11 protein-coding genes are annotated in these 12,766 nt (G+C 44.4%); 9 read left to right on the top strand and 2 right to left on the bottom strand.

Annotation, left to right across the window (positions count from 1 at the left end; all coding sequences use genetic code 11):
- Positions 1-241: 241 nt before the first annotated feature.
- Genes nrdI through ICW23_RS04350 form a run of 4 tightly spaced genes read left to right on the top strand, consistent with a single transcriptional unit; the run spans position 242 to position 4,372 of the window.
- Complete coding sequence (gene nrdI, locus ICW23_RS04335) at positions 242-634, top strand: class Ib ribonucleoside-diphosphate reductase assembly flavoprotein NrdI (protein WP_016936022.1); 393 nt, start codon at positions 242-244, stop codon at positions 632-634.
- Positions 594-2,696 (top strand): class 1b ribonucleoside-diphosphate reductase subunit alpha, encoded by a 2,103-nt coding sequence (gene nrdE, locus ICW23_RS04340; RefSeq protein WP_007611605.1) that lies wholly within the window; start codon positions 594-596, stop codon positions 2,694-2,696. Before nrdI ends, nrdE begins: the two co-directional genes overlap by 41 nt.
- A gap of 17 nt (positions 2,697-2,713) precedes the next feature.
- Complete coding sequence (gene nrdF, locus ICW23_RS04345; RefSeq protein ID WP_049628520.1) at positions 2,714-3,703, top strand: class 1b ribonucleoside-diphosphate reductase subunit beta; 990 nt, start codon at positions 2,714-2,716, stop codon at positions 3,701-3,703.
- Positions 3,704-3,751: 48 nt separating this feature from the next.
- Complete coding sequence (locus tag ICW23_RS04350) at positions 3,752-4,372, top strand: hypothetical protein (RefSeq protein ID WP_188154073.1); 621 nt, start codon at positions 3,752-3,754, stop codon at positions 4,370-4,372.
- 48 nt (positions 4,373-4,420) lie between these two features.
- On the opposite strand, the gene ICW23_RS04355 is transcribed toward ICW23_RS04350, so the two are convergent.
- The gene (locus tag ICW23_RS04355; RefSeq protein ID WP_188154074.1) at positions 4,421-5,179 is read right to left on the bottom strand and encodes an N-acetylmuramoyl-L-alanine amidase; all 759 of its coding nucleotides are present in this window, start codon (positions 5,177-5,179) and stop codon (positions 4,421-4,423) included.
- A 307-nt stretch (positions 5,180-5,486) separates the two neighbouring features.
- On the opposite strand from ICW23_RS04355, the gene spoVK reads away from it, so the two are divergent.
- From spoVK to glnA, 5 genes are all read left to right on the top strand, one after another.
- Positions 5,487-6,455: a stage V sporulation protein K gene (spoVK, locus tag ICW23_RS04360; RefSeq protein ID WP_032864740.1), complete on the top strand. Its 969-nt coding sequence runs from the start codon at positions 5,487-5,489 to the stop codon at positions 6,453-6,455.
- Positions 6,456-6,583: 128 nt separating this feature from the next.
- Entirely contained in the window at positions 6,584-7,846 is a 1,263-nt protein-coding gene (gene hflX, locus ICW23_RS04365) for a GTPase HflX (protein ID WP_016936016.1), read from the top strand.
- A gap of 16 nt (positions 7,847-7,862) precedes the next feature.
- On the top strand, positions 7,863-9,128 hold the full coding sequence (locus tag ICW23_RS04370) for a methionine gamma-lyase family protein (RefSeq protein ID WP_016936015.1): 1,266 nt from the start codon (positions 7,863-7,865) through the stop codon (positions 9,126-9,128).
- Positions 9,129-9,237: 109 nt separating this feature from the next.
- A complete protein-coding gene (locus ICW23_RS04375; protein WP_007410366.1) occupies positions 9,238-9,642 on the top strand; it encodes a MerR family transcriptional regulator in 405 nt (134 codons plus the stop codon).
- A 57-nt stretch (positions 9,643-9,699) separates the two neighbouring features.
- A complete protein-coding gene (gene glnA, locus ICW23_RS04380) occupies positions 9,700-11,034 on the top strand; it encodes a type I glutamate--ammonia ligase (RefSeq protein WP_016936014.1) in 1,335 nt (444 codons plus the stop codon).
- A gap of 481 nt (positions 11,035-11,515) precedes the next feature.
- Here the strand turns inward: glnA and ICW23_RS04385 are convergent, their stop codons facing one another.
- Positions 11,516-12,610 carry an L-dopachrome tautomerase-related protein gene (locus ICW23_RS04385; RefSeq protein ID WP_188154075.1) on the bottom strand — a complete coding sequence of 365 codons (1,095 nt, stop codon included), beginning with the start codon at positions 12,608-12,610 and terminating at the stop codon, positions 11,516-11,518.
- Positions 12,611-12,766 lie beyond the last annotated feature (156 nt).

Here is a 12,766-nt window from a genome sequence, read left to right on the forward strand (position 1 = left end):
CTAAGCAGTTTTTTTTCATGTTATGATAGACATCGGCTTACACATGACACCTTGAGTAGGATGAGAGATGATTCTCGTTCTGCTCTCTTTTTTGGGCGTTAATCGGGGCAGAACCAAGGTCCGCTCTTTCAAAAATATGAACTTTTTATAAATCGATCTCAATATGTTGTGTTTTTCTGAGAGGTTAGTATACTATATATAGTGTTAAGAGATTCATTATTTTTGATAGGTCGTGATAAGGATGGTTCAAATCATATTTGATTCAAAGACAGGGAATGTTCAGCGTTTTGTGAATAAAACAGACTTTCAGCTGATCCGCAAGGTGGATGAAATGGACCACGTGGACACTCCGTTTGTTTTGGTCACCTACACGACAAACTTCGGCCAGGTACCGGCATCAACACAATCATTTCTCGAAAAATACGCCCATCTCTTATTAGGAGTCGCTGCGAGCGGCAACAAAGTATGGGGCGATAACTTTGCAAAAAGCGCCGATACCATTTCAAGACAATATCAGGTGCCGATCTTGCACAAATTTGAACTCAGCGGCACAGCGAAAGACGTTGAATTGTTTACTCAGGAGGTAGAAAAAGTTGTCACAAAACCAAGTGCCAAAATGGATTCAGTTAAATAACGAAATTATGATCCAACAAGATGGAAAATTCCAGTTTGATAAAGATAAAGAGGCTGTACATAGCTATTTTGTTGACTATATCAACCAAAACACAGTTTACTTTCACGATTTGAAAGAGAAGCTGGATTATTTAATTGAAAACCAATACTACGAAGAAGAATTCTTAAGCCTGTATTCTTTTGAAGACATTAAAGAAGTGTTTAAGACAGCTTACGCAAAGAAGTTTCGTTTTCCTTCCTTCATGAGTGCGTTTAAATTCTATAATGACTATGCTTTGAAAACGAATGACAAAAAAAGAATCCTCGAGCGTTACGAGGACCGGATCTCAATTGTTGCGCTGTTCTTCGCAAACGGCGACACTGAGAAAGCGAAAGAATATGTGAATCTGATGATCAATCAGGAATATCAGCCGAGCACACCGACATTCTTAAATGCGGGCCGCAAACGCCGCGGAGAGCTTGTCAGCTGTTTCCTCTTGGAAGTCAATGATTCCTTAAACGACATCTCAAGAGCGATCGACATCTCCATGCAGCTTTCTAAACTGGGCGGCGGGGTTTCTCTTAACCTGTCTAAGCTCCGTGCGAAAGGTGAAGCGATCAAAGATGTGGAAAACGCCACAAAAGGCGTCGTAGGCGTGATGAAGCTTCTTGATAATGCGTTCCGCTACGCTGACCAAATGGGGCAGAGACAAGGCTCAGGCGCGGCATACCTGAACATCTTCCACCGAGATATTAATGATTTTCTTGATACGAAAAAGATCTCGGCTGATGAAGATGTCCGCGTTAAAACCCTTTCCATCGGCGTTGTGATTCCGGACAAGTTTGTCGAGCTTGCGCGTGAGGATAAAGCCGCTTATGTCTTTTATCCGCATACGATTTATAAAGAATACGGCCAGCATATGGACGAAATGGACATGACGGCGATGTATGAGGAGCTTGTCGACAACCCGCGCGTCAAAAAAGAAAAAGTGAATGCGCGCAAATTGCTTGAAAAGCTTGCCGTTCTCCGTTCTGAGTCAGGCTATCCGTACATTATGTTCCAGGATAACGTAAACAAAGAGCACGCGAATAACCACGTATCAAAAGTGAAATTCTCGAACCTTTGCTCTGAGGTGCTTCAGGCGTCACAGGTTTCAGCTTACACAGATTATGACGAGGAAGACGAAATCGGCCTGGACATTTCCTGCAACCTTGGTTCTTTAAATATTTTAAATGTCATGAAACATAAATCGATTGAGCGCACGGTGAAACTCGCGACGGATTCCCTGACTCATGTATCCGAGACGACGGATATCCGCAACGCGCCGGCAGTCAGACGCGCAAACAAAGCGATGAAGTCGATCGGTCTAGGCGCGATGAACCTGCACGGCTACCTTGCCCAAAACGGCATCGCTTACGAAAGCCCGGAAGCAAGAGACTTCGCGAATACGTTCTTTATGATGGTGAACTTTTATTCTATCCAGCGTTCAGCTGAGCTTGCAAAAGAAAAAGGCGAAACGTTTGAGCATTATGAAGGCTCCACTTATGCAACGGGAGAATATTTCAATAAATATATCGAAAAAGAATTCTCGCCGGCATACGAAAAAATCGCTGCGCTCTTTGAAGGCATGCACATCCCGACAATCGAAGACTGGAAAGAGCTGAAGGCGTTTGTCGCTGAAAACGGCATGTACCACAGCTACAGACTGTGCATCGCGCCGACAGGCTCCATTTCCTACGTCCAATCCAGCACGGCATCCGTTATGCCGATTATGGAACGGATTGAGGAAAGAACATACGGAAACTCCAAAACGTATTATCCGATGCCGGGGTTAGCGTCTAATAACTGGTTCTTCTACAAAGAAGCTTATGATATGGACATGTTCAAAGTGGTGGATATGATCGCGACAATCCAGCAGCATATCGATCAGGGAATCAGCTTTACCCTGTTTTTGAAAGATACGATGACAACTCGTGATCTGAACCGTATTGATCTGTATGCCCACCATAGAGGCATCAAAACCATTTACTATGCAAGAACGAAAGATACCGGGCAGGACAGCTGTCTTTCTTGTGTCGTTTGATTAAAGGAGAGTTTACAGTGACAAAAATTTATGACGCAGCAAACTGGTCAAAGCATGAAGATGATTTTACCCAAATGTTTTACAACCAAAACGTAAAGCAGTTCTGGCTTCCCGAAGAGATCGCATTAAACGGCGATCTCCTCACTTGGAAATACTTGGGTAAAAATGAGCAGGATACGTACATGAAGGTGCTCGCCGGCCTGACACTGCTTGATACAGAGCAGGGGAACACGGGCATGCCGATTGTGGCCGAGCACGTAGAAGGCCATCAGCGAAAAGCGGTTCTTAATTTCATGGCGATGATGGAAAACGCGGTGCACGCAAAATCATATTCAAATATTTTTATGACACTTGCTCCGACTGAAACGATCAACGAAGTGTTTGAATGGGTAAAGCAAAATAAGTACCTGCAGAAAAAAGCCCAAACCGTTGTCGGACTGTACCGCGCCATCAAAAAAGACGATGAGATTTCGCTGTTTAAAGCGATGGTTGCTTCCGTTTACTTAGAAAGCTTCCTTTTCTACAGCGGTTTCTATTATCCGTTATATTTCTACGGACAGGGAAAACTGATGCAAAGCGGTGAAATCATCAACCTGATTCTTCGTGATGAAGCGATCCACGGCGTCTATGTCGGACTGCTTGCCCAAGAAATATACAATAAACAAACAGAAGCGAAAAAGGCGGAACTTCGTGAATTTGCGATTGAGCTTTTAGAAGAGCTTTATCACAATGAGCTTGAGTATACCGAGGATCTGTACGATCAAGTCGGGCTGTCTCATGACGTAAAGAAATTCATCCGCTATAACGCCAATAAAGCTTTGATGAACTTAGGGTTCGATGCTTACTTTGAAGAAGAGGATATTAATCCGATCGTATTAAACGGATTAAACACCAAAACGAAATCACATGATTTCTTCTCCATGAAAGGGAACGGCTACAAAAAAGCGACGGTAGAACCGATTAAAGACGAGGATTTTTATTTCGGCCAAGATGAAGAGCAGATATAATATCTGCTCTTTTGGCTTGAATGGAGAGGTATGACAGGAGGAACCGACATGGATAAAATGGATGAAATCATCTTAGCCGCGCCGCGGAGTGACGTCTTCCAAAATGAAACGCTGACATTCCAGGGAGTCAACAGCGAAGATGAGCGTATCGTGAAGATTATGGCTCAAATTGAGGAGCATTTTTTAGAAATCAGAAGAGGCGACGCGGAAGAGGACCCGCGTTTTAAACAGCCGATTCCGTATGTCGTCATCCGGCGCGATGATGAAGTGTTTGTGTATGAGCGGCTCGCGGGCGGCGGAGAATCGCGCCTTCATAATAAGCTTTCCCTCGGCTTCGGCGGACACATGAATCCTATGGAGGGAGCGGCTTCATTTGCGGAGGTGCTGAAACAGAATACCGACCGGGAGTTAGCAGAAGAACTGCACATCCTTGAGAAAGACAAACAAAACATTGTCACACTCGGTTTAATCAATGATGATGAAAACAGTGTCGGAAAGGTGCATATCGGCATCCTTTCTACGCTCCAATTAGTGTCTGGAGCACAAGTCGAAGTGAAAGAAAAAGAGCAGATCGCCGGCCGCTGGATGAAAGTGAACGAATTAAAAGAAGAAGACGTGTATCAGCGGCTTGAAACTTGGTCTCAGTTTGTCGCCGATATTCTTCAATAACAGAAAAACCCCTGTTCCTCCTAAATAAGGGAGAACAGGGGTTTTTCATTAGTTTAACGTAATGACAGTATCAAATCCCGCTTTTTTGGCCTGCGCTGCTAAAGATTCAGCATAATCTCTGGAAGAGAATGCGCCAATCTGTACTTTAAATAAGCCGTCTTTCGGAAGCACAATCGCAACAAAACCTTTAGACACCGCATTGGCGGCAAGCGCATCAGCATTTGCTTTCACATTGAAAGCGCCGATTTGTACTTTATATAAGTCAGTCTTTTTTTTTAGCCCGAAAGCCTGCTCCAAGCCCTTGGCATGTCCTCTTGCAAGGCTTTCAATAAAACTGGCTGTTTTCAGTTTATTTGCATCAGCTGCCGTATCAACAAAACCATTCTCCGTCAAAATCGCCGGCATACTTGTCTCCCGCAGCACATGGAAGTTGGCTGTTTTTTTCCCTCGGTCATTAAAACCGGATGCTTGGATTACTTGCGTGTGAACGGCTGACTGGTAAGTCGAAGTCGGCGCTCCGACACCGGGGTAAATATAGCTTTCGAATCCGGTTCCGCCGCCTGAGTTAATATGAATGGATAAAAAATAATCTGCGCCCCAGCTGTTGGCGGCATCCGTTCTTTCCGTCAGACTGACCGTCTTATCGCTTGTCCTGCTCATCGTGACAGAAACCCCTTCATACTCATTCGTCAGAATCGTGCGCAAAACCAGCGCGATCTCCAGCGTGACCGCTTTTTCCTGAAGCCCGTTTCCGGTTGCGCCTGAATCAGTTCCGCCATGACCGGGGTCTATAAAAATTTTAACCATTCTCCATCACCTCATTACAGCATATGATGATATTTAAAAGGTGCTTGTACGGCTGTCATTCATAAAAAAAATGAGAAATACACCCAGCATTTCCCGGAAAATAAAAATAAATGGTTTGTCCTTCCGTTTCAGCTGAATACAATAAGAAATGAAAAATATTTCTCGGGAAAGCGCAGGATTCAGCATCATTCCCGAAGAGAACGGAAAATGCGACAGATAAAAGGGGTAATCGGGTCTCATGATGATAGGCGGGTGTCACGGAACGCCTTTATCATGAATAAGATAAAGAGAGAACAGAGAGGTGAGCATGTTGGAGCGCGCTGTAACCTATAAAAATAACGGACAAATTAACATCATTCTTAACGGCCAAAAGCAAGTGCTGACAAATGCGGAAGCTGAGGCGGAATATCAAGCCGCCCTGCAAAAAAATGAAGCCAAGCACAGCATTCTGAAAGAAATTGAAAAAGAAATGAACACATTAGTGGGTATGGAAGAAATGAAGCGCAACATTAAAGAAATTTATGCGTGGATATTCGTCAACCAAAAACGGGCCGAACAAGGGCTGAAAGTCGGAAAACAAGCTCTTCATATGATGTTCAAAGGCAATCCCGGCACCGGAAAAACAACCGTCGCGAGACTGATCGGCAAGCTTTTCTTCGAAATGAACGTGCTTTCCAAAGGACATCTGATCGAAGCAGAACGTGCCGATCTGGTCGGTGAATACATCGGACACACGGCGCAAAAAACGAGAGATCTGATTAAAAAATCGCTCGGGGGCATTTTATTCATTGATGAAGCATACTCACTTGCAAGGGGCGGAGAAAAGGATTTCGGTAAAGAGGCGATTGATACGCTTGTCAAGCATATGGAAGACAAACAGCATGAATTTATTCTGATCCTGGCAGGGTACTCGAGAGAAATGACACATTTCCTGTCATTAAATCCCGGCCTGCAATCGCGTTTTCCTATCAGCATCGATTTTCCGGATTATTCTGTCGCTCAGCTGATGGACATTGCAAAGCGCATGATAGCAGAGCGGGAGTATCAATTAAGCCAGGAAGCCGAGTGGAAGTTAAAAGATTACTTAATGACGGTGAAAAGCACGACAAGCCCCATTAAATTCAGCAACGGACGCTTTGTCAGAAATGTGATTGAAAAATCAATCCGCGCTCAGGCTATGAGGCTTTTAATGGGGGACCAATACTTAAAAAACGACCTGATGACGATTAAGAGTCAGGATTTATTTATAAAAGATGACACGGCAGCTCATGAATAATCCTCTCAGCCGGTTTGAGAGGCCTTTTTTTATTTCTCTCTTTAAAACCCGCCGGATGTGTGGTATACGTCCTGCGGGTTTGGTATGATAGTACTACTGCCCAATACGACACAGAAAGGAACATCCATTTGAACGAACAGGAAGAAAAAAAAGAAACGGTCATTTTAGTCGGCTGCCAGCTTCCGCACATGACCGACGAGCACTTTGAACATTCCATGGACGAGCTCGCTTCATTGACAAAAACGGCTGACGGAACGGTGCTGACCCGGATTACGCAAAAACGGAACAGAGCGGATGCCGCTACATATATAGGCAAGGGGAAAGTAGACGAGCTGAAGGCGCTGTGTGAAGAGCTTGAAGCGGATCTGGTCATTTTTAATGATGAACTGTCACCGAGCCAGCTTAAATCACTCGCCACGGCAATTGAAGCGAAGATCATCGACCGCACGCAGCTTATTTTGGATATTTTCGCAAAAAGGGCGAAGACGAGGGAAGGAAAGCTTCAGATCGAATTGGCCCAGCTTCAATATGCACTGCCGCGTCTGAGCGGACAAGGAATCAATCTCTCCAGACAAGGCGGCGGAATCGGGACGAGAGGGCCCGGTGAGACAAAGCTTGAAACAGACCGGCGCCACATTAGAAACCGCATACACGAAATTAACGTGCAGCTGTCAACGGTTATCCGCCACAGAAGCCGTTATCGGGAGAGACGCAAGAAAAATGGTGTGCTTCAAGCTGCGCTCGTCGGATATACCAATGCCGGGAAATCAACGTGGTTCAATAAATTAACAAGCTCAGACAGCTATGAAGAAGATCTGCTGTTTGCAACACTTGATCCGATGACAAGAAAGATGGCGCTTCCAAGCGGTTACAGCGTCCTTTTGTCTGATACGGTCGGCTTTATTCAGGATTTGCCTACGACGCTCATTGCTGCTTTCCGTTCAACGCTTGAGGAAGTGAAGGAAGCTGACTTGATCATTCATGTCATTGATTCTTCCAATGAAGATTATGCCGGGCATGAACAGACTGTTCTCGGACTGTTAAAAGAGCTTGAAGCAGATGATATTCCAGTGTTAACAGCTTATAACAAAAGGGATGAAACACTTCCTGACTTCATTCCGACAGCAGGAGAAGGCCACATCATGATCAGCGCCAGAATCGCCGGGGATGAAGCGAAATTGAAAGCGGAAATCGAAGCTTATTTGCGCCGTGAGCTGATGACGCCGTATGAAGTTCATGTACCCGCCGCTGAAGGCAAATTGATGTCGCGCATTAAATCAGAGACTATGATCGACAGCCTTTATTTTAATGAAGAAAATGAACGCTACGAAGTCTCGGGTTATGTGCAAGAAGAACAAAGCATACTTGGAGAACTGAAGAAATTCATGTAAGGAAGGTATACACAACATGTTTGAGACACTGACACACGGCACTCTATTGCAAAAAACCGCCGAAGAAACAGAAGCGGAAATCGCCGCCGTTCATAAAAGAATAGAAGAAATCAGTGAACGGAATGAATGGAGAGTCCTGCAAAGCTACAGAAAGCATAAAGTAAGCGATACGCATTTTACACCTTCAACCGGATACGGTTATGATGACATCGGCAGGGATACTCTGGAAGAGATCTATGCTGATGTGTTCGGAGGAGAGGCGGGGCTTGTGAGACCGCAAATCATTTCGGGGACGCACGCGATCTCAATCGCGCTGTTCGGTGTGCTGAGACCCGGAGACGAATTGCTTTATATCACAGGCAAGCCTTACGACACACTCGAAGAAATTGTCGGGGTGAGAGGCGGGGAGTATTCAGGCTCGCTTAAGGAATTTCAAATCGGGTATCATGCAGTCGATTTAACCACAGAAGGCAAAGTGGACTTCGAAGCGGTCCGTGCTGCAATCCGTCCGAATACAAAAGTGATCGGTATTCAGCGTTCAAAAGGATATGCGAACCGCCCGTCTTTCAGGATAAATGAGATTGAAGAGATGATTCGTTTCGTAAAAGAAATCAAAGAAGATGTCATTGTTTTTGTGGACAATTGCTACGGAGAATTTGCGGAAGAGCGGGAACCCTGTCACGTCGGAGCGGATCTTATGGCCGGCTCCCTGATTAAAAACCCGGGCGGCGGTCTTGCCAAAACGGGGGGATACCTTGTGGGGAAAGCCAAGTGGATTGAAGCCTGCTCTTACCGGATGACCTCACCGGGAATCGGAAGTGAAGCCGGCGCATCGCTGTATTCACTGCAGGAAATGTATCAAGGTTTTTTTCTCGCTCCGCACGTAGTGGCGCAAAGCTTGAAGGGAGCGGTATTTACCGCCCGTTTTCTTGAAAAGCTGGGATTTTCGTCAAACCCTGCATGGAATGCGCCGAGAACGGATCTGATCCAATCTGTTGAGTTTCAGGACCCTGATAAGATGATCGCTTTTTGCCAGGCGATACAATACGCTTCACCGATTAATGCGCATGTGACGCCTTATCCGAGCTATATGCCGGGATATGAAGACGATGTCATTATGGCAGCGGGCACTTTCGTACAGGGGGCGAGCATTGAATTATCGGCAGATGGCCCTATCAGACCGCCTTACGTCGCGTATGTCCAAGGAGGATTAACCTATGCGCACGTAAAAAATGCGATTTGCAGCGCAGTTAATGCTCTAATGGAAAAAGGGCTGATCTGAGCCGTTTGCAATTTTCAAAGAATTCGATGTTAAGATTCCTTACATTGTGTTGACACAAAATATAACATCACCTATAATGAGACTAAGATAAGAAAAGGAGGAAATTGAGATGAGTGATAACATTCGCCGCTCAATGCCTTTATTTCCAATAGGAATTGTCATGCAGTTAACAGAACTTTCTGCCCGGCAAATTCGATATTATGAGGAAAATGGACTGATATTTCCAGCGAGAAGCGAAGGAAATAGACGATTATTTTCATTCCATGATGTAGATAAACTGTTAGAAATCAAAAATTTGATTGAACAAGGCGTCAATATGGCGGGGATCAAACAAATTCTGGATAAGGCATCTGCCGAACCTGAAGAAAAATCTGAAAAAACTGCCAAACCGATGAAGCATAATCTGTCTGACGACGAACTCAGAAAGCTTCTGAAAAACGAACTGATGCAGGCAGGCCGATTCCAGCGGGGGAACACCTTCCGCCAAGGTGATATGTCCCGATTCTTTCATTAATCCGTTAGCAACTGTTTTGCTATATACATTTACCTTTTAGAGGAGGAGTTTTACGAAATGGCAAAGTACACAAGAGAAGACATCGTAAAATTAGTAAATGAGGAAAACGTAAAGTACATCCGCCTTCAGTTTACAGACATTCTCGGAACGATTAAAAACGTGGAAATTCCTGTGAGCCAGCTTGAAAAAGCACTTGATAATAAATGCATGTTTGACGGTTCTTCCATCGAAGGTTTTGTCCGTATCGAAGAATCTGATATGTACTTATATCCTGATCTGAACACATTTGTTATCTTCCCATGGACAGCTGAAAAAGGTAAAGTAGCACGTTTCATCTGTGATATCTACAATCCGGACGGCACCCCGTTCGAAGGTGATCCGCGTAACAACCTCAAACGGATTCTGAAAGAAATGAAAGAACTCGGTTTCAGCGATTTCAATCTTGGACCTGAGCCTGAATTCTTCCTGTTTAAATTAGATGAAAAAGGCGAACCGACACTCGAATTAAACGATAAAGGCGGATACTTCGACCTGGCTCCGACTGACTTGGGAGAAAACTGCCGCCGCGATATCGTGCTTGAGCTGGAAGAAATGGGATTTGAAATCGAAGCATCTCACCATGAAGTCGCTCCCGGCCAGCACGAAATCGATTTTAAATATGCCGGTGCCATCCGTTCTTGTGACGACATCCAAACTTTCAAACTTGTCGTCAAAACGATCGCCCGCAAACACGGTCTGCATGCGACATTCATGCCAAAACCGCTGTTCGGCGTAAACGGTTCCGGTATGCACTGTAATCTATCACTCTTCAAAGATGGCGTTAACGCATTCTTTGATAAAGACGCTGATCTTCAGCTGAGTGAAACAGCAAAACACTTCATTGCCGGTATCGTAAAACACGCGACAAGCTTTACAGCTGTCACAAACCCGACAGTGAACTCTTATAAACGCCTTGTTCCGGGCTATGAAGCACCTTGCTACGTGGCATGGAGCGCGCAAAACAGAAGTCCGCTGATCCGTATTCCGGCTTCCCGCGGCATCAGCACGCGTGTTGAAGTCCGCAGTGTAGACCCGGCGGCAAACCCGTACCTGGCATTAAGCGTATTGCTTGCAGCAGGCCTTGACGGAATCAAAAATAAACTTGAAGCGCCGGCTCCGATTGACCGCAACATCTACGTCATGAGCAAAGAAGAGCGCATGGAAAGCGGAATCGTGGACCTTCCGGCGACACTTGCGGAAGCTCTCGACGAATTCAAATCAAACGAAGTCATGGTTGCAGCTCTCGGTGAGCATCTGTTCGAACACTTCATCGAAGCAAAAGAAATCGAATGGGATATGTTCCGCACACAGGTTCATCCGTGGGAGCGCGAACAGTATATGTCTCAATATTAATCTCTCAATCCCTTGGCACTATTGGTGTCAGGGGATTTTTTGATTTTGACCGCCAAAAATACTAAACATATATATTCTTCATAACCATCAACTGATGAATTTTAAAGTTTCTCTGAGACATGGGAGTCCACGTCTGAAGTGATGGTTATATTTTTATGTCCAAACCTTTCCTGGACAAATTATTGTTGCCCCAGATTCAAAAAGAAGAAAAGCGTGACAAACTGTAAAATACAGACGGATTACAGTGTTTTTCCCTTAATAAAAAGACCAGGGTGTTGGTATCACCCCGGCTCTGTAATAAAAGCTGCCCATCAAAGGGTTTGCTCGATGTGGTTTCATGATAGACCTAACCCTTCAGGTTTCCAGGCTCACGGGTGGTCTGTTTTTTTCTTATATACGTCAACAGGCCGATTATAAACGGCTCGAATAAACCCATCTATATTTAATGAGGATATTATATGATTGCCTTCAATTTTCATTTTCAATAGGAAGGAGCAGGTAATTCATCGATTTTTATACGAAGTAAACTATAAGGTTTCTGTCGTAAGTCTTTTCCATAATGAAATCTAGCCTGCCGATGTAATTGGTTCACGATGACGTATAAGTATCCATCCGGACCAATCGAAAAAGTATCCGGCCATAAAATTCTCGGATCATGTGCGATGGTTTCCATTATGCCATTCGGCAGTATTTTTCGAATACTATTGTTCTCGTAATCTCCGGCATAAACGGCTCCTTTTGCATCTGTAATCATTCCATCAGACGCACCTTTTTCTCCCCAATACGCCACATGATAAAGTAAATCCATGTCCGGTATATTTCTATCTCTCAGGGCTTCTGTTGAGATCGAGAACAAATGGCGGCTGGTCAGTGGACAAAAAAATAATACCTTCCCGTCAGGAGAAATCGCAATACCGTCGGATGCCAGCCTAAATGGGGAAGTTGAACCATCCCTGTTACGATTCATCAAAATGTTGCCTTCTACTTTCGGTATAAAATAGGGATCCGGTGAAGTTGGATTTGCTCCATTTAACCGTCTGCATGCATTTCCGGTTTCCAAATCAACGATGATAATCGCTCCTGGTCCTTTGGAAGAAGAATCCGTTATATAGGCATAACCTGCAGTTCCAACACGAAAATCAAATCGGACATCATTCAGGTAAGTTGTTGGCAGGACAACATCTTCTGTAAAGGTATACACTCTTCTGATTGTATTGGTTTTTAAATCAACAGCGACTAATTTTGCCCCGCCTTTAATTGGTTCAGAAAAATTGGGTGCCGCTGTATCTAGTACCCAAAGCGTTCCCTTTCCATCAGCAACTACACTTTGGACACTGATGAAAGTCATTTTGATAGTCTCGGGGTTAACCAAATTGGTTTGTAAATCAGGATAGGGCTGCAATTTATCCCCAACTATTTCCGCCACCGTAAATTTAACATCGTCTCCCCATTTCGGAAAACAAATGAAAATACGACCAGTTTCCGAAACCGTAACACCGGTAGGCATAGCTCCATAAAATGCATAAACCAGTTCTAAATCACCGAAATACTTTTCAAAAGGCAGCATAGGTTTCATAATATCCTCCTCAACCAATTAAACGGGATATGACTTATATATGATTCGCATTTTTTCTAGTGCATGTTTATTAATACGTTTTTCTAAACGAAAAGGTGATGATCAGTCAGCCACAAGGGATTTTTACTTATACGTCTGTCGAAGCAGTTGGCGATT

The organism is Bacillus sp. 1021, from assembly GCF_014534735.1.
GTDB classification, from domain to species: domain Bacteria; phylum Bacillota; class Bacilli; order Bacillales; family Bacillaceae; genus Bacillus; species Bacillus siamensis.

Excerpts from the sequence above, each read along its gene's own strand:
- nrdI (WP_016936022.1), top strand. The coding sequence starts at position 242 with ATGGTTCAAATCATATTTGATTCAAAGACAGGGAATGTTCAGCGTTTT.
- ICW23_RS04375 (WP_007410366.1), top strand. The coding sequence starts at position 9,238 with ATGAGTGATAACATTCGCCGCTCAATGCCTTTATTTCCAATAGGAATT.
- ICW23_RS04350 (WP_188154073.1), top strand. The coding sequence starts at position 3,752 with ATGGATAAAATGGATGAAATCATCTTAGCCGCGCCGCGGAGTGACGTC.
- ICW23_RS04385 (WP_188154075.1), bottom strand. The coding sequence starts at position 12,610 with ATGAAACCTATGCTGCCTTTTGAAAAGTATTTCGGTGATTTAGAACTG.
- ICW23_RS04355 (WP_188154074.1), bottom strand. The coding sequence starts at position 5,179 with ATGGTTAAAATTTTTATAGACCCCGGTCATGGCGGAACTGATTCAGGC.
- ICW23_RS04370 (WP_016936015.1), top strand. The coding sequence starts at position 7,863 with ATGTTTGAGACACTGACACACGGCACTCTATTGCAAAAAACCGCCGAA.
- glnA (WP_016936014.1), top strand. The coding sequence starts at position 9,700 with ATGGCAAAGTACACAAGAGAAGACATCGTAAAATTAGTAAATGAGGAA.
- spoVK (WP_032864740.1), top strand. The coding sequence starts at position 5,487 with ATGTTGGAGCGCGCTGTAACCTATAAAAATAACGGACAAATTAACATC.